General features: G+C 74.1%; 25 protein-coding genes and 1 pseudogene. 10 read left to right on the forward strand and 16 right to left on the reverse strand.

Annotated features, from left to right (window positions below; translation table 11 throughout):
• Window positions 1–132: 132 nt before the first annotated feature.
• From KS423_RS09990 to KS423_RS10000, 3 genes are all read right to left on the reverse strand, one after another.
• Window positions 133–372: a DUF6296 family protein gene (locus KS423_RS09990; RefSeq protein ID WP_224277378.1), complete on the reverse strand. Its 240-nt coding sequence runs from the start codon at window positions 370–372 to the stop codon at window positions 133–135.
• Between the two features lie 2 nt (window positions 373–374).
• Window positions 375–713 carry a hypothetical protein gene (locus KS423_RS09995; RefSeq protein ID WP_224277380.1) on the reverse strand — a complete coding sequence of 113 codons (339 nt, stop codon included), beginning with the start codon at window positions 711–713 and terminating at the stop codon, window positions 375–377.
• Between the two features lie 185 nt (window positions 714–898).
• Window positions 899–1,633: a class I SAM-dependent methyltransferase gene (locus tag KS423_RS10000; RefSeq protein ID WP_224277382.1), complete on the reverse strand. Its 735-nt coding sequence runs from the start codon at window positions 1,631–1,633 to the stop codon at window positions 899–901.
• A gap of 297 nt (window positions 1,634–1,930) precedes the next feature.
• Here KS423_RS10000 and KS423_RS10005 point away from each other — a divergent pair, with 297 nt between their 5' ends.
• The 3 genes and pseudogenes from KS423_RS10005 to KS423_RS10015 form a co-directional block, all read left to right on the forward strand.
• Window positions 1,931–2,335, forward strand: a complete 405-nt coding sequence (locus KS423_RS10005) for a hypothetical protein (RefSeq protein WP_224277384.1) — start codon at window positions 1,931–1,933, stop codon at window positions 2,333–2,335.
• A gap of 137 nt (window positions 2,336–2,472) precedes the next feature.
• Entirely contained in the window at window positions 2,473–3,942 is a 1,470-nt protein-coding gene (locus KS423_RS10010; protein ID WP_374119931.1) for a WGR domain-containing protein, read from the forward strand.
• A gap of 91 nt (window positions 3,943–4,033) precedes the next feature.
• A pseudogene (locus tag KS423_RS10015) lies at window positions 4,034–4,345 on the forward strand (Uma2 family endonuclease); the annotation flags it as partial.
• A 1-nt stretch (window position 4,346) separates the two neighbouring features.
• Here the strand turns inward: KS423_RS10015 and KS423_RS10020 are convergent.
• The 3 genes from KS423_RS10020 to KS423_RS10030 form a co-directional block, all read right to left on the reverse strand.
• Entirely contained in the window at window positions 4,347–4,961 is a 615-nt protein-coding gene (locus KS423_RS10020; RefSeq protein ID WP_224277388.1) for a hypothetical protein, read from the reverse strand.
• 99 nt (window positions 4,962–5,060) lie between these two features.
• Entirely contained in the window at window positions 5,061–6,128 is a 1,068-nt protein-coding gene (locus tag KS423_RS10025; protein WP_224277390.1) for an LLM class flavin-dependent oxidoreductase, read from the reverse strand.
• Between the two features lie 211 nt (window positions 6,129–6,339).
• Window positions 6,340–6,729, reverse strand: coding sequence for an SCO5389 family protein (locus KS423_RS10030; protein WP_224277391.1), 390 nt, complete (start codon window positions 6,727–6,729; stop codon window positions 6,340–6,342).
• Between the two features lie 221 nt (window positions 6,730–6,950).
• On the opposite strand from KS423_RS10030, the gene KS423_RS10035 reads away from it, so the two are divergent.
• Window positions 6,951–7,583 (forward strand): TetR/AcrR family transcriptional regulator, encoded by a 633-nt coding sequence (locus KS423_RS10035; protein WP_224277393.1) that lies wholly within the window; start codon window positions 6,951–6,953, stop codon window positions 7,581–7,583.
• Window positions 7,584–7,648: 65 nt separating this feature from the next.
• Complete coding sequence (locus KS423_RS10040) at window positions 7,649–9,190, forward strand: FAD-dependent monooxygenase (protein ID WP_224277395.1); 1,542 nt, start codon at window positions 7,649–7,651, stop codon at window positions 9,188–9,190.
• Window positions 9,191–9,386: 196 nt separating this feature from the next.
• Here KS423_RS10040 and KS423_RS10045 read toward each other — a convergent pair whose 3' ends face one another.
• The 3 genes from KS423_RS10045 to KS423_RS10055 form a co-directional block, all read right to left on the reverse strand.
• Window positions 9,387–9,671 (reverse strand): dsRBD fold-containing protein, encoded by a 285-nt coding sequence (locus tag KS423_RS10045; RefSeq protein ID WP_224277397.1) that lies wholly within the window; start codon window positions 9,669–9,671, stop codon window positions 9,387–9,389.
• Window positions 9,672–9,727: 56 nt separating this feature from the next.
• Window positions 9,728–10,156, reverse strand: a complete 429-nt coding sequence (locus tag KS423_RS10050) for an Hsp20/alpha crystallin family protein (RefSeq protein ID WP_224277399.1) — start codon at window positions 10,154–10,156, stop codon at window positions 9,728–9,730.
• Window positions 10,157–10,328: 172 nt separating this feature from the next.
• Window positions 10,329–10,739 carry a hypothetical protein gene (locus KS423_RS10055; RefSeq protein ID WP_224277401.1) on the reverse strand — a complete coding sequence of 137 codons (411 nt, stop codon included), beginning with the start codon at window positions 10,737–10,739 and terminating at the stop codon, window positions 10,329–10,331.
• Window positions 10,740–11,079: 340 nt separating this feature from the next.
• Between KS423_RS10055 and KS423_RS10060 the strand changes: the two genes are divergently transcribed.
• The 3 genes from KS423_RS10060 (at window position 11,080) to KS423_RS10070 (ending at window position 13,319) form a co-directional block, all read left to right on the forward strand.
• Complete coding sequence (locus KS423_RS10060; protein WP_224277403.1) at window positions 11,080–11,283, forward strand: cold-shock protein; 204 nt, start codon at window positions 11,080–11,082, stop codon at window positions 11,281–11,283.
• Between the two features lie 277 nt (window positions 11,284–11,560).
• Entirely contained in the window at window positions 11,561–11,923 is a 363-nt protein-coding gene (locus KS423_RS10065) for a hypothetical protein (RefSeq protein ID WP_224277405.1), read from the forward strand.
• 67 nt (window positions 11,924–11,990) lie between these two features.
• Window positions 11,991–13,319, forward strand: coding sequence for an acyltransferase (locus KS423_RS10070; protein WP_224277407.1), 1,329 nt, complete (start codon window positions 11,991–11,993; stop codon window positions 13,317–13,319).
• A gap of 330 nt (window positions 13,320–13,649) precedes the next feature.
• On the opposite strand, the gene KS423_RS10075 is transcribed toward KS423_RS10070, so the two are convergent.
• Together KS423_RS10075 and KS423_RS10080 are read right to left on the reverse strand one after the other, a co-directional pair.
• Window positions 13,650–14,690, reverse strand: a complete 1,041-nt coding sequence (locus KS423_RS10075) for a zinc-binding alcohol dehydrogenase family protein (RefSeq protein WP_224277409.1) — start codon at window positions 14,688–14,690, stop codon at window positions 13,650–13,652.
• Window positions 14,691–15,587: 897 nt separating this feature from the next.
• On the reverse strand, window positions 15,588–19,154 hold the full coding sequence (locus KS423_RS10080; protein ID WP_224277411.1) for a hydantoinase B/oxoprolinase family protein: 3,567 nt from the start codon (window positions 19,152–19,154) through the stop codon (window positions 15,588–15,590).
• A 130-nt stretch (window positions 19,155–19,284) separates the two neighbouring features.
• Between KS423_RS10080 and KS423_RS10085 the strand changes: the two genes are divergently transcribed.
• Window positions 19,285–20,454: an NAD(P) transhydrogenase subunit alpha gene (locus KS423_RS10085; RefSeq protein ID WP_224277413.1), complete on the forward strand. Its 1,170-nt coding sequence runs from the start codon at window positions 19,285–19,287 to the stop codon at window positions 20,452–20,454.
• Window positions 20,455–20,476: 22 nt separating this feature from the next.
• Here KS423_RS10085 and KS423_RS10090 read toward each other — a convergent pair whose 3' ends face one another.
• From KS423_RS10090 to KS423_RS10105, 4 genes are all read right to left on the reverse strand, one after another.
• Window positions 20,477–21,088 carry a hypothetical protein gene (locus KS423_RS10090; RefSeq protein ID WP_224277415.1) on the reverse strand — a complete coding sequence of 204 codons (612 nt, stop codon included), beginning with the start codon at window positions 21,086–21,088 and terminating at the stop codon, window positions 20,477–20,479.
• A gap of 146 nt (window positions 21,089–21,234) precedes the next feature.
• A complete protein-coding gene (locus KS423_RS10095) occupies window positions 21,235–21,768 on the reverse strand; it encodes a flavodoxin domain-containing protein (RefSeq protein ID WP_224277430.1) in 534 nt (177 codons plus the stop codon).
• A gap of 187 nt (window positions 21,769–21,955) precedes the next feature.
• Window positions 21,956–22,834 (reverse strand): universal stress protein, encoded by an 879-nt coding sequence (locus KS423_RS10100; RefSeq protein ID WP_224277417.1) that lies wholly within the window; start codon window positions 22,832–22,834, stop codon window positions 21,956–21,958.
• Between the two features lie 77 nt (window positions 22,835–22,911).
• Window positions 22,912–23,154 carry a DUF1918 domain-containing protein gene (locus tag KS423_RS10105; RefSeq protein WP_308020163.1) on the reverse strand — a complete coding sequence of 81 codons (243 nt, stop codon included), beginning with the start codon at window positions 23,152–23,154 and terminating at the stop codon, window positions 22,912–22,914.
• 262 nt (window positions 23,155–23,416) lie between these two features.
• Between KS423_RS10105 and KS423_RS10110 the strand changes: the two genes are divergently transcribed.
• On the forward strand, window positions 23,417–24,049 hold the full coding sequence (locus tag KS423_RS10110) for a hypothetical protein (protein ID WP_224277420.1): 633 nt from the start codon (window positions 23,417–23,419) through the stop codon (window positions 24,047–24,049).
• Between the two features lie 30 nt (window positions 24,050–24,079).
• Here KS423_RS10110 and KS423_RS10115 read toward each other — a convergent pair whose 3' ends face one another.
• Complete coding sequence (locus tag KS423_RS10115; protein ID WP_224277421.1) at window positions 24,080–26,443, reverse strand: glycoside hydrolase family 65 protein; 2,364 nt, start codon at window positions 26,441–26,443, stop codon at window positions 24,080–24,082.
• Window positions 26,444–26,582 lie beyond the last annotated feature (139 nt).

Raw genomic sequence — 26,582 nt, forward strand, 5'->3', positions numbered from 1 at the left:
AGCGCCCCCGAGCCGCCCGAGGGGAACAGCTCCGCCGCCCCGCCGACGCCGGCCCCGCCATCGCCGAGCTGCTCGCCACCCTCCTGCGCCGAGACCGCCCCGCCACGGGCCGCAGCGCACGGCGCCGGAGATTCACGAGCACGGTGCGGCGGTCAGGATGCGGGCGTCGGCGGGCCGGGCGAGGGCGCGGTGCCGCCCCTCGGCGGTGATCTCCACCAGGAGCTGCCCGTCGCAGCCGGTGTAGAGGGGGTGCCCGGCGGGGCCGAGGCGGCCGGTGGCCGCGACGGGCAACACACTGAAGGCTCCCGACGGGCTGCGCAGCCACAGGACATAGCCGGACGCGGTGCCGTCGGGACGGCTGGTCGCGGCCACCCTCAGCGGCTTGTCGGTGCGAAGCCGAGGATCCATGCCAACGCGCGGGCCGCACCCACCGCACGCTCCCGTTCGGCCCCCGGCCGGGTACGGTCGCGCGAGACCTCGATCGCCGCGCGTTCCTCCACCGCGAGGTCGAGATCGGCCGGCGGGCCGTCCAGCACCCGGCCCGTCACCGGCGCCGGACCCACCGGATCCAACGCCCAGCGGTAGACGGCGAGCGCCCCCGCCTCCTCCACCGGCACCGTACCCGCACGGCGCCGGAGCAGTTCGTCCGCGCTCGCGGCCACCTGCGCACGCGGACGGACCGCGATGAACGTCTCCACCGGTACGTCAGCCACTGGGTCACCTCACAGGGACGGGGCAGGCCGGGCGTCGACCGGCCCCGCAAGCGGTCGGGTCCGCACCACGCTCCTCCGTTCCCCGTCAGTACGCACGACGGAACCCCGGAGCACTGCCCCACCCGGGCGACATCGCATCGCCGGCGCCCGGCCCGGACGGCGCCGGACACACCCGTCGCTCCGGCTCACCGCGACGGCCGGCGTGCGGCCATGAGGTCCCGGCTGGGAGCCCGCACCACCCGCAGGCCCGCGGCTTCGAGTTCCCCGCGCAGCTGCTGCTCACCGGCCGGCCACATGCTGAACGCCTCTCTCTCCTCGCGGACCACGTGCCCGTCGCGTTCGACGCGATAGGTGAAGACGGTCCGCAGCGTGTCCCGATCGGGTTCGCGGGTGACCTGCGCGCTGTAGAGGTCGGGACCGACCCGCACCGGACCGAGCCGACGCACCGCCTCGCGTCCGGCGGGCAGCGTGGCGGGCGGCGGCTCGAACAGCAACAGCCCGCCCGGCAACAGAGCCCGTGCGACGGCCCGCCAGGTGGCGCGGCGGGTGTCCGGGTCGAGGCAGGCGATGACGTTCGAGGCGACGGCCAGGTCGGCGGCCTCCTCCAGGTCCGTCGCTTCCACGGGGCGGGGGTGGACGGTGACGCGGGCGCGCCGGTCGGCGCTCAGCGAGGCCAGGCGCGTCAGCAGCGCCGTCCGCATCGCGGTGGCCGGTTCGACGGCGTGGACCGGAACGGTGGAGGCGTCGAGGAGAACCTGGGTGACGATGCCCGTGCCCGCGCCGACGTCCAGGATGCCGTGACGGGCGTGACGCCCGGCCTCGCCGAAACGCCGCTCGGCCCTGCGGCGGTCGTCGTCGGCCTGGAGGAGGTCGTAGAACTCGACGGAGACCGCGTAACGGTCGTCGGATGTGTCGCTCATGGCACGTCGAATACCCGGCCCGGTGCCGACGTGATGGTCACGGGCCCGTGACTGCGCCGTCCGGGTGTCCGGGGAACCCGGATGACGCCGTCGCGAGGACGAACACGCCCGCCGTCCGCCGGCCCACGAACTGCGCACGCCGTTACCTGGTCCGCCGCCGTGGGGAGGTGCGCCGCCTACGGGCTACCGCCGATCCGGGTGTACCGCTCCTGGCCGGTCCTGCCAGGACCTGCACTGCTTCCCCGCCGCCTGAGCGGACGCCTGGACCCAGGACGGGGCGACGCAGGAGGTGCGCCGTTGCCGGGGACGACGCGGCCCGGTGGCGCCTGTGGGCGGGTGGTGTCCGGCACGGCCGGACCGGCGCCCCTGGAAGGGTTTGCGACGCCGGGCTGGCCCGCACGGGCCGCGGACCCGCCGAGCCCGGAGGTCACACTCGCCCTCGTCGGGACTCGCCGGGGCCGTGAGGAGGGATGGAAGGCGCGCCGGCCCGAGGCCGCCGCGGGCCTCGCCCCCGCGTCGCCGAACGAAACGGCACCACGCGCGGGTCGGGAGGGAGTTGTCGGTCCGACGGGCGCCGACGTCACGGGCGGCTGCGAGGCCCTGTACGCACTCGCCGCCGCCGCGCGGGACACCACCCTGCTCCCGTACGACCTCATCCGCGAGGACGAGCGGCTGCGCGCCCTCCTGGCCGAGCTGCGCTGACCCCGCCGAGCTTCGCCCTGCCCGTCGAGCCGCGTTGACCTCGGCCGTCCCGCCCCACCCCCGGCGGAGCCGGTTGTCAGTGACGGGCCGTAGCTTTGGAGGTGTCGGCGGGCTGGTCCGCCGGCCCCTCGTCTCCGATGCCCGAAAGGGGCCGCACCGTGTCCGTCGCCGTGGAAGAGCAGGTCACGTACCTCGAACTGTCCGAGGACGAGGGCAGCGCGCACAAGTTCTACGAGGTGCGGCTCGCCGGCCAGGTGGTGACGGTGCGGTACGGGCGGATCGGCGAGCCCGGGCAGAGCAAGTCGACGACGTACCCGAGCCCGGAGAAGGCGGCCGCGTCGGCGGCCAAGAAGATCGGCGAGAAGGTCCGCAAGGGGTACGCCCCGGCGGTCCAGGGCGCGCGCCAGCGCCGGGCGGTGACCAGGCGGCAGATCGTCAGCACCCGCTCGACCGCCAACCAGGCGCCGCTGCTGTGGCGCTTCCGCTCCGGCTCACCCGCCTTCGGGATCTTCGTCGGCGAGGAGCACGCCTGGGTCGGCAACGAGCGCGGCGACGTCTACACACTCACCCACGACGGCGAGGTGACCGCCCGCTACGGCCTGCCGGACGGCGTCAAGTGCATCGTCGCGGACGACTGGTGGATCTACGCCGGCTGCGACGACGGCAAGGTGTACGACCTGGGCGGCAAGGTCCCGCGGGTGGCGTACGAGATCGCCCAGGACGTGGACATCTTCTGGCTCGACATCCACGACGGCGTGCTCGGCGTCGCCGACGAGCGCGGCGGGCTGACCACGGTGGACCACGAGGACGAGTTCCAGTGGCGCCGCCAGGCCGACGGCCGGGCCGGCTGGATGGTGCGCTGCGACGCCGACGGCGTCTACCACGGCCACTCGCGCGGCGTCGCCCGCTACGACAACCGCAGCGGCGACCAGCGGTGGCACACCCCGACCAAGGGCGAGGTGCTGTTCGGCTGGCAGGAGGCCGACGAGGTGTTCGCCGGCACCGCGCGGGGCTGGGTGCACCGGCTGCGCAAGTCGGACGGCGCGGAGGTGGCCGCCTACCGCTGCGACGCCGCCGTCTTCTCCTGCGCGGCCTCCCCGGACGGCGAGTACGTCTTCGCCGGGGACAACCACTCCTCGGTGTACTGCTTCGCCGCCGACGGCACCCGGCTGTGGAAGCTCGCCACCGGCTGCGGCTCGGCGTACAGCATGCAGTACCGGGACGGCCGGCTCTACCTGGTGACCACCGACGGCTCGCTGGCCTGCCTGGACGCGAGCGAGCAGGCGGTGCGGGCGGCCGAGGACGGCACGCTGCCGAAGACCGCCGAGGTCAAGGGCGCGGGCTGGGAGCCGGTGCTGGCCGGCGCCGGACTGGAGACGGTCGCGGTGGCCACCGCCAGGACCGGCGGCGAGGTCGAGGTCGAGTGCGTCCAGGACGGCGCCCGGCTGCGGGTGCGGGTGGTCTCGCAGGGCTACGACCCGTCGCGGCGGGTGCAGTTCCCCAAGGACATCCGGGTCGCCGGGGCGCGCTACCTCGTCGCCGAGGTGCGGGAGTCCGCCTCGGGCGGCTTCTACCGGGCGCGCGGCGAGATCAAGCGCCTGCTCTGACCCGGTGGACCCGGGCCCCGGGCGGCCGCACGGGGGTGGCGGCCGCCCGGGGAGCTTCATGCCGGGCGCAGTACCAGCTTGCCGGTGTTCTCCCGACCTGGCCCTTGTGCCGGTGAAACCGGCCGTGAACAATCCCGGTGCGTTGCTTCCGGACCAGACAGTCCTCGTGGTCGAGGTCACCTCCCCCTCGAACGCCGACACCGACCGGACCGTGAAGCGCCGCCGCTACGCCCGGTTCGGTGCGCCGCTCCACCTCCTGGTGGACCGGCAGGAGCGGGCCTGCACGCTGTTCTCCCAGCCGGGCGCGCTCGGTTACACCCGGGTCGAGGGGCCGCACCCGTTCGGGGTGCCGGTGCGGCTGCCCGAGCCGTTCGAACTCGACCTCGACACCGGCGAGTTCTGATTCAGTAGCGGTCCGCGAGGTGGCCGTAGCCGCCGGCGGTCCAGACCCGGCGGCGGAACTCCCGGAGGCTGAAGGCCGCCGGTCCCTGCCCGGCGGCGGGTGAGAAGTGGGCGGTGCCGCAGCGGGCGCAGTACCAGGCCTGGGACCAGAGGCGTTCGGCCTGGGGACGGCCGGCGAGTTCGCGGTTGGCGTTGACGCGGAGCAGTGCGGCGGTCACGAACAGGGCGATGGCGACGGCCAGGCCGACGCCGGAGAGCGTGTGGAGGGTGCCGGTGTCGGGGGAGGAGTGGGACAGGGCCGACCCGGTCGGGAAGTTGCTCCTGACGAACGCATCCTGATCGCTCTGGGCTTCGGCGGCGAAGAAGGCGCCGACGGTCCCGAAGAGGGCGAGGACGCCCAGCACGACCGGAGCGCGTTCGGGGTGGCGGTCGGGGGCGGGGGCCAGCGCCCGGGCGAGGTCGCTGATGACCACGCGGGTCTCGGTGTGCCCGCGGTCGTCCCTGAGCGAGCGGACGGTCTCCGTGCTCCTTCCGGCCCGGTAGACGGCCGGTACGCTGCGGACCTGGTCGGCGAGCCTGCAGCTCGGACACGGTGGCAGGGCCGGTGGTACGGGCATGGCGTCGCGTGGTCCGATCACGGTGTCCCCCGGAAGCTGTTCGGCCCCTCGGCCGTTCGTATTCGCTTGGGACGCACCTCGCACCGACCCGGTTGCGGCTCAACCTGCCGGGATCCCCGGAGCGTTGCCGATCGATCCGTCCTGCCCGGGCTCCCAGCCGAGGGCGGGTCCGAGGCGGGTCGCCAGGTCGGTGAGGATCTGTACGTAGTCCTGGTGCTCGAAGGTGAACGGCAGGGCGAAGGCGACCTCGTCGACCTCGCGGTAGCCGGCGTGGGCGTGCAGCCGCTCGACGAGTTCCTCGGACGTCCCGACCAGGTCGGGGGCGAACAGCAGCCGGGCCGGGCCCTGCGGGGCGAGGGTGCGCGGGGTGCGGGCGTGGGCGTAGGCCTGGTACCTGGCGCGCTGCTCGGGGGTGGCGCTGTCGGTGGGAATGACCACCAGGCCCTGGGAGACCCGGGCCTGGTGGCCGTCGGGGTGGCGCTCGCGGAAGGCGCGGATCCGGGTGGCCTGGATGGTGGCGAAGTCGAGCGGTCCCTCGTCGTCCTCCGCCTTCACCACACTGCTGGTCAGCAGGTTGAGCCCCTGCTCGCCGGCCCAGCGGGCCGAGCGCAGGCTGCCGGCGCCGTACCAGAGCCGGGAGGCCAGGCCGGGGGAGTGCGGCTGGACCCGGCGGGAGTACACCTCGATGCCCTCGGTGCCGGCGAAGTCGGAGGCGTCCTCGCCGCGGACCAGGGCGAGCAGCCGTTCGGCGCGTCCAGGGCCGAAGTCCTCCTGCTCGCCGGTGTCCGGGTAGAGCGCGCCGCGCACGTGCTCGTAGTGGGTGGGCGGGCCGACGCTGAAGCCGGGGTTGAGCCGGCCGCCGGAGAGCACGTCCACGGTGGCCAGGTCCTCGGCGAGGCGCAGCGGGTTCTCCCAGCCGAGCGGAGTGACGGCGGTGCCGAGCTGGATTCGGCTGGTGCGCTGGGTGGCCGCGGCGAGCACGGCGACCGGGGAGGAGATGCCGAACTGGAGGTGGCGGTGGCGCAGCCAGGCGCTGTCGAAGCCGAGCCGCTCGCCGAGGGTGATGAGGTCGAGGGTGGACTCGTGGCCGCGGCGAGGGTCCGCCTCGTCGAAGAGCCCGATGGTCAGGAAGCCGAGTTTCCGCAGTGGGCGAGGGGCCGGTGACATCAGGGGCTCCGCGGGGTGAGGGGGCGGCCCGGGGCGGGCCGGTCGGGTGGTGCGTTCCGAACGTACGCAGCCGCCGCGCTGCCCGACAAGATCGGCGCGCGATCCGGACACCGGCCCGCAATACGGCGCAATGCGGCGGCCACATGTGCGGGCTCCCACCCCGTCGAGCAGGGTGGGAGCCCGCGCGCCCGGACCGTGTCCGGGCCGGCCGTCAGCAGCTGCGCAGCTCCGGGCTCTGGTTGCGGATCTGGTTGTGCAGTGAGGTGAACTCGCGGTACGCCGCGCCGTCCTCGGCGCCGGGGCGGAAGGCGCCGACGCGGTGGCAGTTGACGAAGGCGAGCTTCACCCCGAAGTGGCTCTCCAGGCTGCCCCGGATCGCGTTGCTGGCGAGCGCGCGCAGCAGCTGGGCGCGCTGTTCGTCGCTGGGCGTGGTGTTGTCGGTGGTGAACTCGGCGTCACCGGCTGCGAGTTCGGTGCTGAGTCCGGCGACGACCTGGTAGGCGTACGGGAGCGAGGTGCGGACGGTGTCGAGGAAGTCGGCCTCGCCGACGCGGCCCTGCTGGGCCTGGGCGAGGAGGGCGGGGGAGACGTCGAGCGACATGGGGGTCCTCTTTCGGGGGTGCGTCGGGCTTCGACCCGTGGCGGGCAGCAGTCACCCGCAACAGCTATCGAAGATGAAAACCATTGCAAGAAAGACTCTCTCGTCGCCTTGATGACCTGTCAAGCGCCGCCCCCCGAAGGGCTGATGGCAGGAGGACCCTGGAAAAACTTGCCATTCTGGAAATCTTGCCGTGGCGGCAAGATTTGCCCTACGCTGCTCGCATGGCACCTGTGGACGAGGCCCGCACGGCCGGGCAGCCCGGGCTCCGCGAGCGCAAGAAGCGGGAGACCCGGGTCGCGCTGAGTCAGGCGGCGATCCGGCTCTGCGTCCTGCATGGCTGGGGCAATGTGACGGTCGATCAGATCGCGGCCGAGGCCGACGTCTCGGTTCGTACCTTCCGCAACTACTTCGCCGGCAAGGCCGAGGCGATCGCCGCCAGTCACCTGGAGCGGATGCTCCGAGTCGCCGACGACCTGCTCGCCCGCCCAGCCGGCGAAGGGCTGTGGGACTCGCTGCTCCACGCCGTCCTGGGGCAGTTCGTACCGCCGGACAACTCCGCTTCACAGAACGAACGTTGGCGCCAGGGGGTGCGGCTGATGCTGGCCGAACCCGCGCTGGCCGGTGAGATCGTCAAGGCCAACGCCGCCGCCCAGCAGGAGTTGGCCAGGGCCATCGCGCAGCGCACCGGGACCGACACCGAACGCGACGTCTACCCGAAGCTGGTCGCGTCCGTGGTCGCGGCCGGTAGCGCAGTGGCCGTCGAGCACAGCCTGCGCGCCGACGGATCCGTGCAGCTCGGCGCGGTGCTGGCCCAGGTCTTCGAGCAGCTCGCCGCCGGCCTGCCCGTCCCGTAGCGCAGAGCGGCGGCCAACCCGCTTCCGGTGCCACCCTTTCCCGTTCGCACCAAGGAGACGTGACCGTGACAGCCGACGTGATCATCGTGGGGGGCGGCCCCAACGGGCTGATGCTGGCCTGCGAACTGAGTCTGGCCGGCATCCACCCGATCGTGCTGGAGCAGCTCCCGCAGCCCAGCACCGAACCCAAGGCCAACGGCCTGCTGGGCCAGGTGGTGCGCCTGGTCGACCACCGCGGCCTGCACGAGCCGCTCAGCGGCAGTCCGGAGCCTCCGCAGCCGAACTCCGCGTACTTCATGTTCGCCGCCATGGGCCTCGACCTCGGCCTGCTGGACGCCAGTCCGGTCTTCGGCCTGGCCGCTCCGCAGCACCGCATTGTCGAGGTCCTGGAAGAGCGCGCCCACGCACTCGGTGTCGACCTGCGCCGCGGACACCGGGTCAGCGCCGTCGCCCAGGACGAGGACGCCGTCACCCTCGACGTCACCGGCCCCGACGGCGACCAGCAACTGCGCGCCCGCTACGTGGTCGGCGCGGACGGCGCGCGCAGCGCGATCCGCAAGCTCTCCGGGATCGCCTTCCCCGGTGTCAGCTACGACCGCCGCACCAACCGTACCGCCCACGCCGCCGTCCCGGCCGACTGGGTCGACCCGGTCAACGGCGCCCTGACCATTCCCGGTCACGGGCCGGTCCTGCCCTTCCTGCCCCACCGCACCGACCAGGGCGGCTTCTCCTACGCGCCGTTCCCCGGCCGGCCACCGCTGGTCAGCACCACCGAATGGGACCAGCCCGCGACCGACGAGCCGATGACCCTGTCCGAGATGGAGTCGAGCATCCGCCGGGTCCTCGGCGTCGACCTGCCGCTCGGCCTGCCGGACGGGACGGGCCCGCATGTGCTGCGGCGGCTGACCGGCGGCAACACCCGGGTCGCCGACCGGTTCCGCGACCGCCGGGTCTTCCTGGTCGGCGACGCCGCCCACGTCTACACCTCCGGCGGCGGCCCCGGATTGAACCTCGGGCTTCAGGACGCAGCCAACCTCGGCTGGAAGCTCGCCGCCGCGCTGCGCGACACCGCCCCGCCCGGCCTGCTCGACACCTACGACACCGAGCGCCGCCAGGCCGCCCGCCGCATGGTGCTCAACGCCGAGGCACAGTCCGCGCTCACCGCACCGGGGAGCGACACCACCGCCCTGCGCGAGCTCTTCACGGAACTGCTCACTCGCAAGGAGGTCGTCCAGCACCTCGCCGACCTCACCGCGGGCACCGACGTGCGCTACGACATGGGCATCACCGATGCCCATCCCGCAGTTGGCTACTTCGCACCGGAGTTGGAGCTGATCACCGGGACGGGTGAAGTCCGGATCGCCGAACTCGCCAGGAGCGCCCGGCCGTTGCTGATCGATCTGACCGAGGATCAGTCGCCGACGGCAGTGCTGGCGGAGGATCAGGATGCCGTCGACCCCGTCGTCGCGCAGGGCGGCCCGGCCGGCCTCACCGGTCTGCTGATCCGCCCCGACGGCTACGTGGCCTGGGCCTGCGGCTCACCCCGCCCCGACCCGGCCGAGCTGGCCGCCTTGCGGGCGGCCGTCGAGCGCTGGTTCACGGTCTGAGCAGCAGCCGCCGTGCGTCGCAGGCCTCTCCGGAGCCGGCGATGCAGGCGCGGACTCAGCCGGTACCCGGGCGTCGGGACGGCCGGCATCATGGGGACTTTCCCAAGGAAGACCGGCCGCGATCCGTGTCGTCGGCGCATGACCGCGACCGCGTCCAGGGCCATCCTCGTCGAGGCGTCCCCGGCCGCGTGGATCTTCACCCCGCGCCCGGCGGAGACGCCTCGTTCGCCGCCGCGTCGACGCGGCCGGCCCGCAGGAGCCGGTGGCCGAGGTCGATCAGGGCCCGGGCAGCGGCGTACTCGTCGCCGATCTCGGGCACGGGCGGGTCGTGGGGGTTGCGGTGGGCGGTGGTACGGCTCTCCAGGGTGTTGTCACCGGTGTCGAGGACGGCGTGGACCTTGGTGGCGTCGCCCTCCTCGAAGAGGTCGAGGCGCAGGGTCCAGCGCTTGGTGCGCATCGGTGTCGGGGTCTTCGTGGTCATCTCCGGCTCCAGGGTCTGCCGGGCCCGGAGCGGTGTCCGGGGCCCGGACGTGGGGATCAACTACCCCGGGTTATCTCGATCTTGCGGGCGGGTTTCGCGACCTCGCCGATCGGTGCCCGGACGGTCAGGACGCCTCGGTCGTACGACGCGGTGACGTCCTCGTCGCGGACGCCGGCGGGGAGCCGGACGCTGCGGCTGAACGAGCCGTAGCGGAACTCCGAGTGCTGCTCGTCCTTCTTCTCCTCGGCGCGTTCGGCCTGGACCGTCAGCATGCCGTCGTCGACGCTGATCGAGATGTCCTTGTCGGGGTCGACGCCGGGGAGTTCGGCCTTCAGCTGGTAGATGCCGTCGGCCACCGACTCCTCGATGCGGATCATGTGGGTGCCGCGTGGCAGGCGGAGGTCGGCGGGGAAGTCCTCGAAGAGGTCCGGCAGCGAGGGCCACCGGCCGCCGAACGGGAATCTTCTGCGCAGGTCACTGGCCATGATGGCCTCCAGAGGAGGAGATGGGGTCGTTTCCGGGTGCGGTCGGCGCCCGGGGTGGGGAACGGGCCTCCGTATCCAGCAGACCGCTGCCGGGAGCGGGACGGCAGGGCCGTTCGGCCCACCACTGGGCCCCGTCAGAACCGGATGAATGCGGCCACGGATGCCGCCTCGGTCATGGCCGGCCCGGGGCGTCCGGCGGGCTCGACGGCCACACTTCGAACGCCTGAGAGAATCCCGTCGGGGGGCCGGCGCGGAAGCGGGCGCGGATCAGCGTCGAGACCTTGGCCACGGCATCGGCTCTGCCGTCGAGCTCCACCTTCACCGAGTCGGCACCAACGTCTGCACGGGCGACCGGTTGTGCGGGGGCCTCCGTGACCGGCGCCGACGTGTCCACCTGCCAGCGGGTGTGGACCACCTGGTCGGCGAGTGAGACGTAGTCCCTCGCGGTGCCGGGACCGGGGACAGCGATCAGCCTGAACGACTGCCCCACCGTATCGGCGACCACGTTCGCCACGGATGGCGCACCGGAGATCGACATGTGCACCATGGCGCTCGGTTCCCGTGAGGCACTGGCACCGGTCATCGCTCTCCTCCGGAGTCGGTTCTCCTCCAAGGGTCTGCCAGTGCCGGGACTCCCGCATCTGTTCGGTGCGGGTATCCCGCTCCTGTCCGCCGCCGACGGCTCGGCGTCGACCCGAGCGCCCGTGGGCGCGACAGCCATGACGCTGTCGTGTCCGGCTCGGTTCCCTGGCCGCCGGATCTCCGGCGGTGTAACGTTCTGATCAAGCAGTCGTGGTTCCGAAGTTCTCGCCCGCGGTTACATGCCGTGGGCGTTTTTGCTGGTCAATGCCTCTCCGGACCAAGGCGATCACCTCCGGGCCCGCACCCGTGGGACCCGATCAGTCCCCACGAAGGAGAAGCACATGGCAACCGGCACCGTGAAGTGGTTCAACGCCGAGAAGGGCTTCGGTTTCATCGAGCAGGACGGCGGCGGCCCCGACGTGTTCGCTCACTACTCGAACATCGACGCCCAGGGATTCCGTGAACTCCAGGAGGGCCAGAAGGTGACCTTCGACGTCGTGCAGGGCCAGAAGGGCCCGCAGGCGGAGCACATCCGCCCCGCCTGACCTCCTGCACGCGTGAGGGCGCCCCGCACGGACCACTGTGCGTGGCGCCCTCCCGTGTCCGCCAGGAGCGAGCCGCACCCTCCGCGGTGGCCGCACCCGGAGATTCGCAAGGCCCGTCCCCGGGAATTCGGTGGCCTGCCCCACTGCACCTGAGCCCGCAGGAGCGGCACGGCCGGCGCGCTCGGCGGCTTCGGTGCGGTCGGGCTCGTACCTGTCGAGTACACCCGCGCGCCGACGACCGGATGCACCCGGTGCCCGGGCAGGCCACGGTGGGAGTATGGATCTCATCGCACTGCTGGAGCTGGACGGACCGATGAACATACGGATCCTCACAGCCGACAAACAGCCCGCCACGCTGAAGGCACCCGTCGTCCGGGTCCACGCCGCCGCCGGCACGCCCACCCCGGCACAGCTCACCCTCTGCGGGCTGTCGACCCGCGACATGCAACCCGACTCTCCGCACCCTGCCGCACAGGGTGACCCCTGGTGCCCGCCGCGCTGGCACCGGCACGCCTGCCCGGTCTGTGACACCGCCGTCACCAGCCTCGCCGGGAGCGGCCCGCCTGCCGAAACCACCGACCCAGAGACCGCAGCGACGACTGCCGACGCGGCCCGGAAGGGCCACCGAGACACGGGATGACGGCTTCGTCCGCTCCCAGGACCCGGTCCCACGCGGAGGAGCCCGAACAACAGCCGGGAGTCGAACCGTGGAACGCAACCGCTACGCGGACCTCCTGCGCGTGGGGGCGATCGGCACGGTCGTTCTGGGCCACTGGCTGCTGACGAACCTCACCTACCGGAACGGGCAGCTCGCGGGTCAGGACGCGCTGCAGTACGTGGCCTGGGGGCGCTGGCTCACACTGCTCTTCCAGGTGATGCCGACCGTCTTCCTGGTCGGCGGCTTCGCCAACGCGGCCTCCTGGACCGAGCACCGCCGACGTCAAGGGGACTGGGCGAGCTGGGTACGCCGACGTGGCCTGCGGCTGCTCTGGCCCACCACGGTGTACGTGGCCGCGGCCTTCCTCGGTGTCACCGTGGCCCGGGCAAGCGGCGCGGGCACGGGCGAACTCGCGCAGACCGGCTGGTACATCGCCCTGCACCTGTGGTTCCTGCCGGTCTACCTGCTGTTGATCGCCCTCACTCCCGTGCTCCTCGCCGCGCATCACCGGTGGGGCCTGCGGGTGCCCCTCGTGATGGCGATCGTCGCCGCGGCCGTGGATCTGGCGGTCCTGGGCCCGGGACTGCCGGTGGTCGGCTTCGCCAACTACCTGCTGGTGTGGGGCTCCATGCACCAGTGGGGATTCGCCTGGCACGACGGTCGACTCACCGGCGGCCGACGTCCGGTCGTGTTGGCTGCGGCCGGTGCGGTCCTCCTCACAGGCCTGCTGGCCTGGGGACCGTTCCCGGTGGACATGGTCGGTACCGGCAGCCGCGCCGGCAACACCACGCCGCCGTCCATCGCCCTGCTCGCCTTCGCCGCGACCCAGTGCGGCCTCCTCCTGGCGGCGGAACCGGCCGGGCGGCGTCTGCTCGCCACAGCGGAGCGGCAGGACCGGCTCGCCCGCCTCAACCGGGCGGTGATGACGGTCTACCTGTGGCATCCCGTTCCGGTGGTGATCGTCGCGATCGCGTTCTACCCGCCCGGGATCGCGCCCCAGCCCGCTGTCGGTTCCCAGCAGTGGTGGCTGCTGCGCCCGCTCTGGCTCGCCCTCCTGGCCCTGCTGCTCGTCCCACTGGTCCCGGCCGTGCAACGGGCGCAGCGGCCGTTGCGCCGCCTTGCCGCCGGCCCGGGAGGCGGCGGGCGCATGTCGGCCGCTCTGCTGGTCTGTGGTCTGGCCGCGGTTCTGCCCGCTCTGGCCCGACTGGCCGTCAACGGCTTCGCCCCGGCCGGGCAGCCCGCCAGGGCCGTCCTCGTGTTGTACCTCGGCGGGTTCCTGCTGGTGCTGTTCTCCCGCCGCCGGCGCTCCCGGCCGGGTCGGCCTCGGGGCGCCGCGCCCAGGGCGCGAGGCCCGACGCCGGGCCGAGACGGGCCGTGAACCACCGCGCGCCCGGGTCGGCGGCCGGTCGAGCGTGTTCCTCACCGTATGGCGGACGACCGTGAGCAGGCCGGGTGACCGCACGGGCGGCAGACCGGGGGAGGTGACCTGGATGGACACCGAGGCGGTCCGCCCGCAGGCGGTGTGCGGCAGCTGCTGGGTGCCGGTGCGGGATTCGTCGGTCGGCACGGACGGTGCCTCCGCCCGTCAGGGCCCGGAGCGGTGGAGCGGGCCTGTCTTTCCGGCGGACCGCTGCCACGGGCGGGGTGGAAGGGCCGTTCGGCCCACCACCGGGCCCCGTCGGCGGGACCGCCCTGGTGGGGCGGCGCACTACTCCGGGACGAGCACCGCGACGCCCGTCACCCGGTCCGCGGCGAGGTCCGCGAGCGCCGCGTCCGCCCGGCGCAGGGGGTAGCGGCTGACGTGGACCGACGGGCGGGTGCGGGCGGCCTCCGCGAGGTAGGCGCGCCCGTCGGCCCGCGTGTTGGCGGTGACGCTGCGCAGCGTGCGCTCCTGGAAGAGGTGCCGCTGGTAGTTCAGCGCCGGGATGTCGGTGAGGTGGATGCCGGCCACGGCGAGCGTGCCGCCGCGGTCGAGGGCCGCGAGGGCCACCGGCACCAGTTCGCCGACCGGGGCGAAGAGGATGGCGGCGTCCAGCGGTTCCGGCGGCGGGTCGTACGAATCGCCGGCGAAGGCGGCACCCAGGTCCAGCGCCAGCCGCCGGGCCGCCGCTGCCCGGGTGAACACGGCCACTCTCGCCCCTCGGGCGAGGGCGAGCTGGGCGGTCAGGTGCGCGGAGGCGCCGAAGCCGTAGATGCCCAGCAGCCCGCCCGTCGGCAGTTCGGCGCGTTCGAGGGCGCGGTAGCCGATGATCCCGGCGCACAGCAGTGGGGCCAGTTCCTCGGCGGGCGGTCCTTCGGGCAGCCGGTAGGCGAAGCGGGCGTCCGCGGTCAGGTGGCCGGCGTAGCCGCCGTGCCGGTCCCAGCCGGTGTAGCGCGACTCGGGGCAGAGGTTCTCCCGCCCGCTGCGGCAGTACCCGCAGCTGCCGCAGGTCCGGGCCAGCCAGGCAGTCCCGGCCCGGTCCCCGACGGTGAACTCCTCGACCTCGGCACCGACGGCCAGGACGTGCCCGACCACCTCGTGTCCGGGCGTGCGCCTCGCCACCCTGGGGGAGAGGTCGCCCTCCGCGAGGTGCAGGTCGGTGCGGCACACTCCGCAGGCCTCCACCTCGACCAGGATCTCCCGGGGCCCGGGAGCCTCCAGGGACCGCCGCTCCCACACCAGCGGGCCCGGTCGTGGCCCGTCGACCGGCCCGGGACGGTCCACCATCCAGGCCCAGGTCTCCGTCGGTAGGGGTTCCGTCGTGGTCATCGCCGCCTCCTGTCCGTCCGCCGTGCTCCCGGCCGTCGGGGCCGGGATCGCCCGGGATCAAGTCTCCTGCTCCGCGGCCGCCACCGCCCGCTTCATGAGCGGCTCCAGGCCACCGACCAGGCCGTCGTCCTCCCAGCCGAGGTCGATGAAGCGGAGGACACGGCACATGGCTGCCTCCGGGCGTGCGCGGCGATCTCGGCGGCCGTGTGTTCCCCGGTGCCGAGGGCGTGTGCCAGCCGGTGGGCGTTCCGGCCGTGCCGAGCGAGCAGGGTGGGGAGCGGACGGCGCGGACCAGGCCGAGCGGCAGCCGGTGCGGGTGCGGGTGGACCCGGGGGCGAAGGCGCGGTCGTACGGCGGCGGACGACCGGACGGCGCTGTTCGTCCGAACCCCCGGTCCGGGAACGGAAAGCTGACCGGTGGTCACCGGGGCGGAAGTGAGCTGAATCCCGTGTTCAACGCCCACCTTCCCTGACGGGCCGAAGGGCCGGCGCTCTCCTCCGGCGCGTCAAGTGGCCGACGACGCACCGGTGTCGTGGGACCTCGGGCCCTGACCTGGCGGCGCGGCCTCCGGGCGCTGCCGGGAAGCGGCGGCCGGACAGGGGAGTAGAACGGCGCCGTGCGGGAAGACGTCCTGTCAAGTCCCGTGATCGAGGAGGTGAGGGAGATGGCCGCGATCAGGGTGGTCAAACGTCCTTCGGGGCCGCGGCGCCCGCAGCCGCCGTTGGACCTGCGCACCCCCTCGGGGCGCCCACTGCCGTACTGACCGAGCCTCCCGGGTGCGTCGAGCGTGCCTCCAGGAGGCCGTGCCGTTCTTCAACGACAGCCTCACCACCCGTGGTTGAGGTCCCGTTGCCCGGGCGGTGACCGGGCACGACCCGGTCGACCGTCCGAGTCAGGTCACCGGCTCTCTCCGTAGCCGCCCCCGCCCGGCGTGCGGATCTCCAGGGCGTCGCCGGCCGCGACCTCGGCGCTGCCGCACCCGGGCAGGTCCTCGGCGGTGCCGTCGGCGCGCAGGACGCGGTTGGCGCCGCACGCGCCCGGGGAGCCGCCGGCCAGGCCGTACGGGGGGACGCGGCGGTGGCCGGTGAGCAGGCTGACGGTCATCGGCTCGCGGAAGCGCAGCCGCCGCAGGACGCCGTTGCCGCCGTGGTGGCGCCCGGTGCCGCCGCTGTCCGGGCGGACGGCGAACTCCTCGACGAGGACCGGCAGACGCCACTCCAGGACCTCGGGGTCGGTGAGGCGGGAGTTGGTCATGTGGGTCTGGACGGCGTCCGCGCCGTCGTAGCCCGGGCCGGCGCCGGAGCCCGAGGCGATGGTCTCGTAGTACTGGTGCTCCGCGTTGCCGAAGCTGAGGTTGTTCATCGTTCCGGACCCCTCCGCCTGCACGCCGAGCGCGGCGTAGAGCGCGCCGACGATGGCCTGCGAGGTCTCGACGTTGCCCGCGGCGACGGCGGCGGGGTACTGCGGGGCGAGCATCGAACCGGGCGGCACGACGATCCGCAGCGGGCGCAGGCAGCCGTCGTTGAGCGGGATGTCGTCGGAGACGAGGGTGCGGAACACGTACAGGACGGCGGCGGTGACGACGGCGGAGGGGGCGTTGAGGTTGCTGTCGAGCTGCGCCGAGGTGCCGGTGAAGTCGATGATGGCGCTGCGGTCCCGGCGGTCCACCCGCACGGAGACGGCGATCACGGCGCCGGAGTCGGTCTCGTAGCGGTAGGAGCCGTCGCTCAGGCCGTCGACGGCGCGGCGCACCGCCTGCTCGGCGTTGTCCTGGACGTGCCGCATGTAGGCCTGGACGACGTCGAGGCCGAAGTGCTCGATCATCGCGTTGACCTCGTCGACGCCCTTGCGGTTGGCGGCGATCTGGGCGCGCAGGTCGGCGAGGTTGGTGTCGGGGTCGCGGGACGGGTACGGCGCTTCGGTGAGCAGCCGCACGGTCTCCTCCTCGCGCAGCCGTCCGTCGACCACCAGCGGCCAGTTGTCGAAGAGCACGCCCTCCTCGTGGATCTCGCGGCTGTCGGCGGGCATCGAGCCGGGGGAGGTGCCTCCGATCTCGGCGTGGTGGCCGCGCGAGGCGACGAAGAACAGGACCTCGTTGCCGTCCGGGTCGAAGACCGGGGTCACCACGGTGATGTCGGGCAGGTGGGTGCCGCCGTGGTACGGGTCGTTGACGGCGTAGGCGTCGCCCGGGCGCAGCTGCCGACCACGCCGGTGCAGCACCTCCTTGACGGTGGTGCCCATCGAACCGAGGTGGACGGGGATGTGGGGGGCGTTGGCGACGAGGTTGCCGTCCGGGTCGAAGAGCGCGCAGGAGAAGTCGAGCCGCTCCTTGATGTTGACCGACTGGGCGGTGGACTCCAGCCGGGCGCCCATCTGCTGGGCGATCGCCATGAAGAGGTTGTTGAAGACCTCCAGCAGGACCGGGTCGGCAGTGGTCGGGACGGCCTCCTCGGCGGTGGCTCCGGCCTGCTCGACGAGCAGGTGTCCGGCGGCTGTGACGGTGGCCTTCCAGCCGGTGTCCACCACCGTGGTGGCGTTGGCCTCGGCGATCACGGCGGGGCCGGTGACGGTGTCGTCCGCGTGCATCGACTCGCGTTCCAGCAGCGGGACCCGGTGCCACGTGCCGCCGGTGTACAGCCGGACGGTGACGGGCCCGGCGGCGGTGGCCGCGGGGGAGAGGGTGTCGAGCTCCGGCTGCTCGGTGAGGCCGGTGCCCTCGACCGCGAGGGCCTCGATGACCAGCGGGCGGTCCATCAGGAAGGAGTAGGTGGACCGGTGCCGCTCCTCGAACTCGGCCCGCATGTCGGCCGGTTCGCCCAACGGGACGGCGATCGTGGTGTCGGTGCCCTGGTAGCGCAGCCGGGCCCGATGGGCCACGTCGATCCGTTCCGGCGGGATTCCCTGGTCGAGCAGCTCACCCGTGGCCGCCCGCGCCAGTTCGTCGGCGAGAGCCCGTACGGCGCCCATCTCCTCTTGCGCCACGGGCCGTTCGACGGCCTGCTCGCGTAGGACGGTGGTGTCTGCCAGGCCGATGCCGAGTGCGGACAGCACTCCGGCCATCGGCGGGACGAGGACGGTGCGGATGCCCAGCGCCTCGGCCACCGGGCAGGCGACCTGGCCGCCCGCGCCGCCGAAGGTGGTCAGGGCGTAGCGGGTGACGTCGTGGCCCTGCTGGACGGAGATCCGCTTGATCGCGTTGGCGATGTTGCCCACCGCGATCCGCAGGAAGCCCTCGGCCGCCTCCTCGACCGAGAGGTCGCCGATCTTCGCGGAGAGCTCGGTGAAGCGGCGCCGGGTCAGTTCGGTGTCGAGCGGCTGGTCGCCGTCCGGCCCGAAGACCTGCGGGAAGTGCCGGGCCTGGATGCGGCCGAGCAGCAGGTTGGCGTCGGTGACGGTCAGCGGCCCGCCGTTCCGGTAGCAGGCCGGCCCCGGGTCGGCGCCGGCCGAGTCCGGTCCGACGCGCAGGCGTTCGCCGTCGAAGCGCAGCACCGAGCCGCCGCCCGCCGCGACGGTGTGGATGGCCAGCATCGGTGCCCGCAGCCGTACCCCGGCCACCTGGGTGGTGACCACCCGCTCGTACTCGCCCGCGAAGTGCGAGACGTCCGTGGAGGTGCCGCCCATGTCGAAGCCGATCACCCGCTCGTGGCCGGCCAGTGCGGACATCCGTACCATGCCGACGATGCCGCCGGCCGGGCCGGAGAGGATGGCGTCCTTGCCCCGGAAGTGCCCGGCCTCGGCGAGCCCGCCGTTGGACTGCATGAACATCAGCCGGACACCGGAGAGCCGGGACGCCACCTGCCGGACGTAGCGGCGCAGCCCGGGGCCGAGGTAGGCGTCCACCACGGCGGTGTCCCCGCGGGGCACCAGCTTCATCAGCGGGCTCGCCTCGCCGGACAGCGACACCTGGTCGAAGCCGAGCCGCTCGGCGAGCTGCCCGATCTCCCGCTCGTGGGCAGGGTGCAGGTAGCTGTGCAGGCAGACCACCGCGACCGAGCGGATGCCGTCGCGCAGGCAGCCGCGCAGGTCCTCGGCGAGCCGGTCGAGGTCGGGTGGGTGCAGCACCTCGCCGTCGGCGGTGATCCGCTCGTCCACCTCGACCACCCGGGTGTACAGCGGCTCGGGCAGCACGATCTCGCGGGCGAAGATCTGCGGCCGGTTCTGGTAGCCGATCCGCAGCGCGTCCGCGAAGCCGCGCGTGACGACCAGGACGGTCGGCTCGCCGGTGCGCTCCAGCAGGGCGTTGGTGGCCACCGTGGTGCCCATCCGGACCGAGTCGACGTCCGCTTCGAGGTCCGCGTCGGGCGGCAGCAGGGCCCGGATCCCGGCGACGGCCGGGTCGCGGTAGCGGGCCGGGTCGTGCGAGAGCAGCTTGTGGGTGAGCAGCCGGCCGTCCGGGGCCAGGGCGACCACGTCGGTGAAGGTCCCGCCCCGGTCCACCCAGAACTGCCAGCCCCTGGCTGCCATGACCGGCTCCCTCCGCCGTGCCGCGTGGCGTTCCGTGCGCGAGCAGCCCTGCGCACGAGTATCCGACCGGGCGAACCGGTGGGGCAAACGGGACATACTGGGCCTGGAGGCCGACCCTGTGGAGGCACCGATGACGGCCGCGACGGTGGGGGTGCTGCGGGAGACCGTCCCCGCCGAGCGCCGGGTGGCCCTGGTGCCGGACCTGGTCCCGGCCGTGGGCCGGCTGGGTGTGACGGTCCTGGTCGAACCCGGCGCCGGCGTGCCCGCCGGCCACCACGACGCGGACTACCGCGGCGCGGGCGCCACCGTGACCGGGCGGGCGGAGCTGCTGCGCCGCGCCGACGTGCTGATCGGCATCCGTCCGCCGAACGTCGATCCGGTGCGCGAGCTGCGCCCGGGCCAGGTGCTGGCCGCGCTGCTGCGCCCCCAGCGGATCCCGTACCTGGTACGGCAGTGGGCGGACCGGGGCGTGACGGCGATCGGCCTCGACCTGGCGCCCGACCTGCCCGCCGCGTACCCGCTCGACGCCGAGGCCTCCCAGGCCAGGGTGGCGGGGTACCGGGCGGTGCTGCTCGCCGCCGAGCGCCTGGACCGCTGCCTGCCCCCGTGGGGCACCACGGACGGACCGTTCGATCCGGTCCGGGTGCTCGTGGTCGGCGCCGGGCCGGCGGGCCTCCAGGCGATCGACACCGCCCGTCGGTTCGGCGCCCCGGTCCACGCGGTCGAACCGCGCCACCGCGAGCGGGCCGCGGTCGCCGCCCTGGGAGCGGAACTGCTGGACCTGCCCGGGCTGCGCCCGGTGACGGACGACCGGCAGCTGTGGGAGGTCCTGGACCGGGAACGCCCGGCCTGGGTGGCGGGGCTGGCCGAGGCCGCCGTGCGGTACGACGTCGTGGTGACGGCCCTCGCCCCGCCGGGCCGGCTGCCGCCTGTCCTGCTGCACGCGGCGACGACGGCGCGGCTGCGCCCCGGTGCGGTGCTGGTGGACCTGGCGGCCGGTTCGGAGGGCGGCAACGTCGAGGGCGCCCTGTCGGGGACCGCGACGCCGGACGGCGACGGAGGCGACGGCGGCGGGGCCACGGTGATCGCCGCGGGGGAACTCGCGGCGCGGGTCCCGGGGACCGCCTCGCGGGCGTACGCCCACAACGTGCTGGCGCTGCTCGACCGTCTGCTGCGGGGCGGGCCGCTCGCGGGGGACCCGGTCCTCGGCCCGATGCTGGTGACCGACCGGGGCGCCGTACGGCACGAACCCACCGGCCGGCTGCTGATGGAGGCGACCGCCGCCGCCGGCCTGCCCTAGCTTGGGGTCGTGCACCGGGGATTCAGACGTCGGCGTGCGAGAACAGCACGGCGTGCCGGGCGATCGACCCGGCCCGGTCGGCACACTGCTGGTAGCAGCAGGACAGCAGCACGAGGTCGGTGGCGTCCACCGGATCCGTCCACTGCTCGCGGAGCAGCAGTTCGTACAGCAGCCGCTGGCGCTGTCCGACCTCGTGGAGCTCCGTCAGCAGGTCCGCGACACCCTCGGGCGCCCCCGACTCCAGGACGTCGGCGGAGCGGGCGACCAGGTCCAGCACCGCGTCCGCGAGCCCGCGCAGCGGGGCCCGCAGCCGTTCGTCGAGCGGCTCCCGCGTCCGGCGAGCCCAGGCGGCCTCCAGGAGCCGCTGCACCAGCCGTCCCAGGGCCTCCACCTCGCACCCGACGTGGACGCCGACGACGACCCCGGCCCGTCCGGCGGGCGGCGCGGCTGCGTCCTCCTCGATCCGGGTCAGCAGTTCCTCCAGGGCCTTCTCCGCGGCCGGGATCCCGTCCCCGCCGGCGGCAGGGTCCGTCAGCACGGCCGTCGCGCCGCCCAGCGCGGTGTCCGCCAGCCGTACCAGGGCGGCCAGCTCGCCGATCAGGGCGCGGTACCCGTCGCGTGCGCCGTCAGACATCGCGGTCACTCCCGTCCCCGGCCCCCGGACCAGTCTCGCCCCGATCCGGCGCAGACGCCTCGCCGCGGTGGACCCCGGCCGTGCACGACGGGTGACGGACCGCTCCGGCCCCCGGCGGCGGCGAAGGGCCGGGGCTTCGAACGGGATCAGACCAGGCGCGCGCCCCAGGCGCGGGCGCGGTCGAGTTCGCCGGCGCGCAGCGGTCCGTCGGTGTCCTCCACGATGAAGCCCTCGGGTTCGGCGACCACGTCGTAGTGGTGGCGGGAGAGCCGGTGGGCGATGCCGTCGGCCGCGCCGCCGGCCCGGGGCATGTCGACCCGGGTGTCGAACGCGGCGGCGTAGGTGGCGGCCCCGGTCGTCGGAAGGTCGTGGAACCAGGCCCGCAGGCCCGGACCCTGGACGGTCTCCCGCGCTTCGGCGGCGGCCTCCTCGTGGCCCTCCTTGTGCCCCTCGGCCACGGCGGCCATCCGGCGGCTGAGCCCGGAGGACATGCCGCGCATGTGGGTCGGTCCGCCGACCACCAGCAGGTCCGCGGACCGGGTGACGTCCGCATCGGCCTCGGCCACCGGGAGGCAGTCGACGGACGCACCGGGGTCGGCGTCGTGGACGCCTTCGGCGATCGCCTCGGCGATCTCCCGGGTGTTGCCGTACAGGCTCTCGTACACGATCACGGTGTGCATGGTCTCCACCTTTCGTCTCCTTCAGGATCGCCCCGGAACTCCCGTGCGGAGGTGGGCCGTTCGGCCCGGACCGGGGCGCCGGACGGGTACGTCCGCCGGTGCACTGCGGACGGGGGCGCCCGGTCGCGCCGCGGCGTCACGGGCGACCCGGCCGGTGCCGGCCGGTGCCGACCGGAAGCGGGCCGGTTCACTGCGGATGAGCGGGCACCGTCACGATCGGGCAGTGGGCGCGGCGCAGCAGGCCGTGGGGTACGGAGCCGAGGCGCATGCCGGTGAAGCCGCCGTTGCCGCGGCGGCCGACGACCACGGCGAGGGCGTGCTCGGCGGCCCGGGCCAGCTCCTCGACCGGGTGGCCGTGCACGAGTTCGTGGGTCACGCTCACGTCGGGGTGGCGTTCGTGGCGGCCCGTGGTGGACTCGAAGAGCATCCGGCGCAGCAACTGCTCGGTGGCGGGCTCGTCCAGGTTGCCGACCAGCGGGCGCTGCCAGGCCCACAGGACGCGCAGCGCGGCCCGGCGCTCGTCCGCGAACGCGAAGGCGAAGTCGACGGCGGGCTCGGAGGACGGGTTGCCGTCCACGCCGAGCACGACGTACGGCGGGTCCTGGGTGGTGTGCTCGGGATCGCGGACCACGACCACCGGACAGTGTGCCTGGGCGCTGACCGGGACGATCACCGAGTAGGCGCTCAGTGCCTCCGCGGCCCGGCTCAGCCGTCGGGAGCCGAGGACGACGAGCTCGGCGTGGCGGGACTCCCGGCACAGCGCGGGCGCCGGGACGTCCTCCGCCACGAAGGTGGCCACGCTCAGCCCGGGGTGGCGCTCCCGGGCCGTGGCCGCGGCCCGGTCGAGCGCCTGGTCGGCCCGCTCGCGCAGCATCTTGTGGTAATGGCCCTCGTCGGAGGGCCGGAACTCGCGGTACAGCGACGGGACGGCGTGCACCAGCCGCAGCGGCAGACCCCTGCGGGCGGCCTCGTCGGCGGCCCAGACGGTGGGCATCGAGCCGGTGTCGTGGGCGTCGACGCCGAGCACGACGGGACGGCCGGGGTCGTCGGAACTCGCGGATGTCATGGCGGTCCTCCTCGGTTCGCCGACCTGGCCGGCCCACGGGGTGAGGCGTCGGTGGAGACGGTCACGGGGGAGGCCCGTCAGTCGGCGAAGAGGTGCGGGTTGGGCGGGACGGGTCGCGGGGCCGAGGGATCGTGGCCGAAGTGGTGGATCCGGGCGTCCGGCCCGGGGAAGTACTCGGTGACCCGGTCGTCGTCCGACCAGCGCACGTCGTACGGCGGGCTGCCGTCAGGGTGGTGCAGGCCGACGATCTCGCCGTCCCTGCGGGCCGCGCCCGGTCGGGTGCCCTGGACGATGATGCGGTCTCCGACGGCGGCTTTCATGCCGTCCTCCCTGGCTCGGTGCGGGGCCGGGAGGCAAGGCCCGGCCGTCCGTACTTCCATGGCACCACCGAACGCGGGCTCCGGCAGGGGCCGGACGGCCCCCGGCACCGGGCCCGGCCGGCCCGGCCCGGGACGAGCGACCCGGGGATCGAGGCCCGGAGGGCCCGGGACCGGGGCCGTCCGGCCCTCGGAGGACGGCTGTCGGCTTCGGAAGACTGGTCCGTGCGAGCAGAAACCCGTCCCGGCACCGAGGAGGCGCACCGTGTCCGCCGCAGTCACCACGCACAGGCACATCGCCTCGCACACGTCCCTGCGCGGGCACGTCCGCCGGGCCACCGGCCGGGACCACAACCCGCTCTGCCGTCCGCTCGACCGCGCGTACAGCCGCCTGGTGGCGGGGACGGTCCTGATGGTGCTCGCCGGCTTCGTCCTGGCGGCGGTCGCGGCCGTGCTGACGTACCGCGCGGAGACACAGGACGCGCAGGAGGTCGCCCGCCACCGGCACGCCGTCACCGCCGTGACCACGGGCCCGGCGCAGTCGGACGACCCCCGGGCCGGCAGCGTGCGCGAGCACGCCCCGGCGCGGTGGACGTACCCCGTGGGGCCAGGGATCGGCTACGTCCCGGTACCGGACGGCACCGTCACCGGGACGGCCGTCCCGGTCGGGCTGGACGACGCCGGACAGCCGGCCGGTGCGCCCAAGTCGAACGAACTGGTCGTCGCCGACACCGTCCTGGTCGGCCTCGGCGTGGTCCTCGTGCTCGGATTCGGTACGGAGGGCTGGTTCGCGCTGCGCCGCCGCCGGCTGGACCGGTGGGCCGAGCGGAGCTGGGAGTGCGCCTGGGAGCAGGTGGAGCCGCGCTGGTCCGGCCGGCAAGGGCCCGGGTGCCGCTGAGGCTCCGGACGCCGGTGAGGGCCCCGGCGTTCAGAGGTGGAAGCACCGGCTCTCGCCGGGCCGGATCGTCGCCGCGGTGCCGCGCAGGCGGATGCGGACCGGCTCCTGGCGGTCCCGGTGCAGGCTGACCGTGACGGTGCGGCGGTCGACGGCGACGGTGAGGCCCCAGTGGCCCCGGTAGCGCAGGTCCAGCTCCAGCCGGCCGAGGGCGGAGGGCAGGTGCGGGTCCAGCCAGAGGGCGTCCTCGCGGACCTCCAGGCCGGTGTAGCAGCGCTGCAGCAGGTCCACCGCGCCCGCCATGGCGCCCAGGTGGACGCCCTCGGCCGTGGTGCCGTGCTGGCTGTCCCGGAGGTCGGCCACCAGGGCGTCGCGGAAGTGGTGCCAGGAGGCGCGGCGGTCGCAGCGGGTGAGCACCCAGGCGTGCACCACCGAGCTGAGCGTCGAGCCGTGGACGGTGCGCCGCAGGTAGTAGTCGGTGGTCCGGCGCAGCAGCTCGTGGCCGGCCGGGTGGCCGAGGCGGCGCAGCAGGTCGCGGACCTCCCGGGCGGAGAACAGGAACCAGAGCATCAGCGCGTCGGCCTGCTTGGACGCCTTGTAGCGGTTGACGGTGTCGCCCTCGGCCTCCAGGATCCGGTCGAGCCGGCGCAGGTCCGGGTAGCGACGCCGGTAGCCCGGCCAGTCGAGTTCGGCGAGGCGTTCGTAGCCGTCGAACTGGCTCAGGACGCCGTCGTGGAACGGGACGTGCAGGTGCCGGCCGACCACCTGCCAGCGGTCCAGCTCCACGGTGTCGAGCGCCAGGCGCTCGCGCAGCTCGTCGCGGCGGTAGCCGGGCAGGACGTCCAGGGCGTCCTGGGCGCGGGCCAGCACCCAGGACGCCAGCACGTTGGTGTACGCGTTGTCGTCCAGCCCCGGCCGGGTCTGCCCGGGGTAGCCGTCGTGGTACTCGTCGGGGCCCAGCACGCCGCGGATGGACCAGTGTCCGCGGGCCGGGTCGTGGACGGCCGCGGAGGACCAGAACCGGGCGATCTCCAGGAGCATCTCGGCGCCGGCGGTGGCGAGGAACTCCCGGTCCCCGGTGGACTGGTAGTACTGCCAGATGTTGTACGCGACGGCCGAGCCGACGTGCCGCTGGAGGTGGCTGTGGTCGGGCAGCCAGCGGCCGGACAGCGGGTTGAGGTGCAGCTGCTGGGACTCCTCGCGGCCGTCCTGGGCGCTCTGCCACGGGTAGGCCGCACCGTGCAGTCCGAGCGCCCGGGCCTGGCGGCGGGCGGCGTCCAGGCGGCGGTGGCGGTAGCGGAGCACGGCGCGGGCCAGCTCCGGGAAGCGGAGGTTGAGCAGCCGCAGGACGAACAGCTCGTCCCAGAAGACGTGTCCCCGGTAGGCCTCCCCGTGCAGCCCCCGGGCCGGGATGCCGACATCCAGGTCGACGGAGTGCTCGGAGTGGCTCTGGAGCAGGTGGAACAGGTTCAGGTGCAGCGGGCCGACCCCGTCGAACTCGGCCTCGATCCGGCAGCGGCGCCACAACTCCGCCCAGCGCAGAGCGTGTTCGGCGAGCAGCCGGTCGAAGTCCCCGGCCTCGGCGGCGAGCAGTCGGGAGGCGAGCAGCGGGGTCTCGACCGCCCGGTCGCGGGACGTGTGCACGGCGACGGTCTTCGTCACCGTGACGGGCCGGCCCGCCGCGGCCTCCAGGGTGAGGACGCGGGCCACCCAGCCCTCGCGGCACTCGGTCCTGGCCGTGTGCTCCCGGTCGGTGCCGGTGCGGGCGCAGAGCGCGATCCGCAGGGGCGAGTTGACCGCGTCGGCTTCGAGCCGGAGCAGTCCGGTCCCGTCCGCCCCCTGCCCGGCCGGGACGAGGTGGCGCTCGGTCAGTCCCCGGTAACGGGCGACCCCGGTGTTGGCGACGCGGCCGTCCAGCCCGGAGCGGACCTCCAGCGGGCCGGACCAGTTCTCCGGGGTGAAGGTGCTCTCCAGCGCCAGCAGGTGCGGCCGGGCCTGGCTGGCGAGCCGGCGCTGCGCCAGCCGGGTCCGCCGCCCCTGCCCGTCGACCACGAGGGCGGTGCGGGTCAGCAGCCCCCGGCGCAGATCCAGTTCCAGCGTCTGCTCGGCGGGCGGTCCGGAGAACCACGCGCCGCCGGCCGGGCGGAAGGTCAGCGGCAGCCAGTTCGGGCAGTTGACCAGGTCCTCGTTGGTGACCGCGCGTCCCGCGACCGTCGACTCCGCACGGTCGTAGCAGCCGGCGAGGTACGTCCCCGGGTAGTGCACCCCGTCGGCGACGGACTCCGGCGCGGCGCCCCGGCTGACCACATAGCCGTTGCCGACCGCGCACAGCACCTCCCGCAGTCCTTCCTCGGCCGGGTCGAAGCCCTGGTAGCGGAGGGTCCACGGGTCGGGCATGTCGGGATACCCCGCGGGTGGGTCTGCTGCCACGACGTGACCTCCGTGCCGAGCGGTCTGCCTCCAGTCTGCGCACGGCGGCGCCGGGCCGCCTCACCGCGGTCCGCAGGGCCGCCGCGGGGCGTCCGCCCGGCCGCCA

The organism is Streptomyces sp. LS1784, from assembly GCF_020103755.1.
Taxonomy (GTDB): domain Bacteria; phylum Actinomycetota; class Actinomycetes; order Streptomycetales; family Streptomycetaceae; genus Kitasatospora.

Bases quoted from the DNA above. Each gene is read 5' to 3' on its own strand.
- KS423_RS10075 (WP_224277409.1), bottom strand. From the start codon at position 14,690: ATGACCACGACGGAACCCCTACCGACGGAGACCTGGGCCTGGATGGTG.
- KS423_RS10000 (WP_224277382.1), bottom strand. From the start codon at position 1,633: ATGAGCGACACATCCGACGACCGTTACGCGGTCTCCGTCGAGTTCTAC.
- KS423_RS10055 (WP_224277401.1), bottom strand. From the start codon at position 10,739: ATGACCGGTGCCAGTGCCTCACGGGAACCGAGCGCCATGGTGCACATG.
- KS423_RS10095 (WP_224277430.1), bottom strand. From the start codon at position 21,768: ATGCACACCGTGATCGTGTACGAGAGCCTGTACGGCAACACCCGGGAG.
- KS423_RS10010 (WP_374119931.1), top strand. From the start codon at position 2,473: ATGCCCGAAAGGGGCCGCACCGTGTCCGTCGCCGTGGAAGAGCAGGTC.
- KS423_RS10065 (WP_224277405.1), top strand. From the start codon at position 11,561: ATGGATCTCATCGCACTGCTGGAGCTGGACGGACCGATGAACATACGG.
- KS423_RS10050 (WP_224277399.1), bottom strand. From the start codon at position 10,156: ATGGCCAGTGACCTGCGCAGAAGATTCCCGTTCGGCGGCCGGTGGCCC.
- KS423_RS10100 (WP_224277417.1), bottom strand. From the start codon at position 22,834: ATGACATCCGCGAGTTCCGACGACCCCGGCCGTCCCGTCGTGCTCGGC.
- KS423_RS10090 (WP_224277415.1), bottom strand. From the start codon at position 21,088: ATGTCTGACGGCGCACGCGACGGGTACCGCGCCCTGATCGGCGAGCTG.
- KS423_RS10030 (WP_224277391.1), bottom strand. From the start codon at position 6,729: ATGTCGCTCGACGTCTCCCCCGCCCTCCTCGCCCAGGCCCAGCAGGGC.
- KS423_RS10025 (WP_224277390.1), bottom strand. From the start codon at position 6,128: ATGTCACCGGCCCCTCGCCCACTGCGGAAACTCGGCTTCCTGACCATC.
- KS423_RS10105 (WP_308020163.1), bottom strand. From the start codon at position 23,154: ATGAAAGCCGCCGTCGGAGACCGCATCATCGTCCAGGGCACCCGACCG.
- KS423_RS10115 (WP_224277421.1), bottom strand. From the start codon at position 26,443: ATGCCCGACCCGTGGACCCTCCGCTACCAGGGCTTCGACCCGGCCGAG.
- KS423_RS10045 (WP_224277397.1), bottom strand. From the start codon at position 9,671: ATGACCACGAAGACCCCGACACCGATGCGCACCAAGCGCTGGACCCTG.
- KS423_RS10085 (WP_224277413.1), top strand. From the start codon at position 19,285: ATGACGGCCGCGACGGTGGGGGTGCTGCGGGAGACCGTCCCCGCCGAG.
- KS423_RS10020 (WP_224277388.1), bottom strand. From the start codon at position 4,961: ATGCCCGTACCACCGGCCCTGCCACCGTGTCCGAGCTGCAGGCTCGCC.
- KS423_RS10035 (WP_224277393.1), top strand. From the start codon at position 6,951: ATGGCACCTGTGGACGAGGCCCGCACGGCCGGGCAGCCCGGGCTCCGC.
- KS423_RS10080 (WP_224277411.1), bottom strand. From the start codon at position 19,154: ATGGCAGCCAGGGGCTGGCAGTTCTGGGTGGACCGGGGCGGGACCTTC.
- KS423_RS10060 (WP_224277403.1), top strand. From the start codon at position 11,080: ATGGCAACCGGCACCGTGAAGTGGTTCAACGCCGAGAAGGGCTTCGGT.